At 67.1% G+C, this 1,499-nt stretch carries 1 protein-coding gene; it reads left to right on the top strand.

Annotated features, from left to right (window positions below):
* Nucleotides 1-333: 333 nt before the first annotated feature.
* A partial coding sequence (locus tag AC27IQ_RS24410; RefSeq protein WP_487091121.1) for a methyl-accepting chemotaxis protein occupies nt 334-1,499 on the top strand: 1,166 nt, incomplete at its 3' end.

The raw sequence follows: 1,499 nt of genomic DNA, 5'->3' as shown, positions 1-1,499 counted from the left end.
GGGGCAGTGGGGGCAGGGGATGCGTGGGACGCGGGAGATGCAGTGAAGGGGTGTGCCATGTGGAGTCCGAAGGTGTGGCGGGCGCCATGGCGGGGCCGGAAGGCGCGGGCCGGCGCGGTCGCGATGGCAGTGACTTTGCCCTCCATTTGTGACAATTTGTTTTCCACTGCACGGTGTGAGGGCATGGCGCCGCGTGTTGGCCCCTCGGTGAATACCCCGTCGGCTATTGGCAGGGCGCCGCATATAGTGATCGCCGATGCGGCCCACGAGGCCGTGTTTTTTTGGTGGCGTGGTTATTGCTAACGCTCAAGTAACATTTTGTAGAGGAGAGCCATGAACGCTCTGGGCCGCCTGTCGATTCGCACCCGCCTGTATTTCGGGACGATCTTTTCCTTGGTGCTCCTCGTCGTCATCGGTGCCATGGGCTATCTCGCCCTGGACCGTACGCGGGACACGTTGCAGGTGCTGTTTTCGCAGCGCGTGCAGACCCTGACCGACATGGCCGAACTGCGCACCACACTGGGGAATCTGCGCCGGGCCGAGAAGGACATCATCATCAACTTCAACAACTCGGTCGAAGTGTCGGCCCTGCGCGACAGCTGGGGCAAGACGCTCGCCGCGCTGCGCAAGAGCCTGGCCGACGTGCGGCAGGCCCAGGCGGGGGATGCCGCCTTCGTCGAGGGCATCGACAAGTCGCTCGCCGAGATCAAGCAGTACGAAGCCGGCATCTCGCCCATCTTCGAGCAGATCGAGCGCGCGCAGATCGACGGGGCTGGGGGCGGCGCCTATGCCGACCGCCTCAAGCAGCACATGGAGGCCACCGACCAGCTGTTCGCCAGCCTGGCCACCACCGCGCGCCAGCAGATGGAGGAGGCGCGCCAGGGCGTGGAAGCGCGCACGGCCTTCATGTCGGCCGCGATCGGCGGCGGGCTCCTGCTGGGGCTGGCGGTGCTCATTCCGCTGACCTTCTTCAGCGTGCGCTCCATCACGCAATCGCTGGCCCAGGCGCGCGATCTGGCCGAGCGCATCGCCAGCGGCGATCTGTCGCACGAGGTGCATGCCACGCAGCAGGACGAGGTGGGCCAGTTGGTGACCGCCATGGGCCGCATGCAGGACTCGCTGCGCGGCCTGGTGCGCCAGGTGCAGGAAGCGTCGGGCAGCATCTCCACGGCCAGCACCGAGATCGCCTCGGGCAACCACGACCTGAGCCAGCGCACCGAGCAGACGGCGGCCAACCTGGAAGAAACCGCGTCGTCCATGGAGCTGCTCACCAGCACCGTGCAGCAGAGCGCGCAGTCCGCGCGCCAGGCGAGCGAATTCGCCACCACCGCGGCCGAGGTGGCCGCGCGCGGCGGCGCCGTGGTGTCGCAGGTGGTCAGCACCATGGGGCAGATCACCGACAGCTCGCGCAAGATCGCCGACATCACCGGCGTGATCGATTCCATCGCCTTCCAGACCAACATCCTGGCGCTGAACGCCGCCGTGGAAGCCGCCCGCGC

Source organism: Acidovorax sp. KPB24-07 (assembly GCF_057543315.1).
This window is presented reverse-complemented; position numbering and strand designations above follow the sequence as displayed.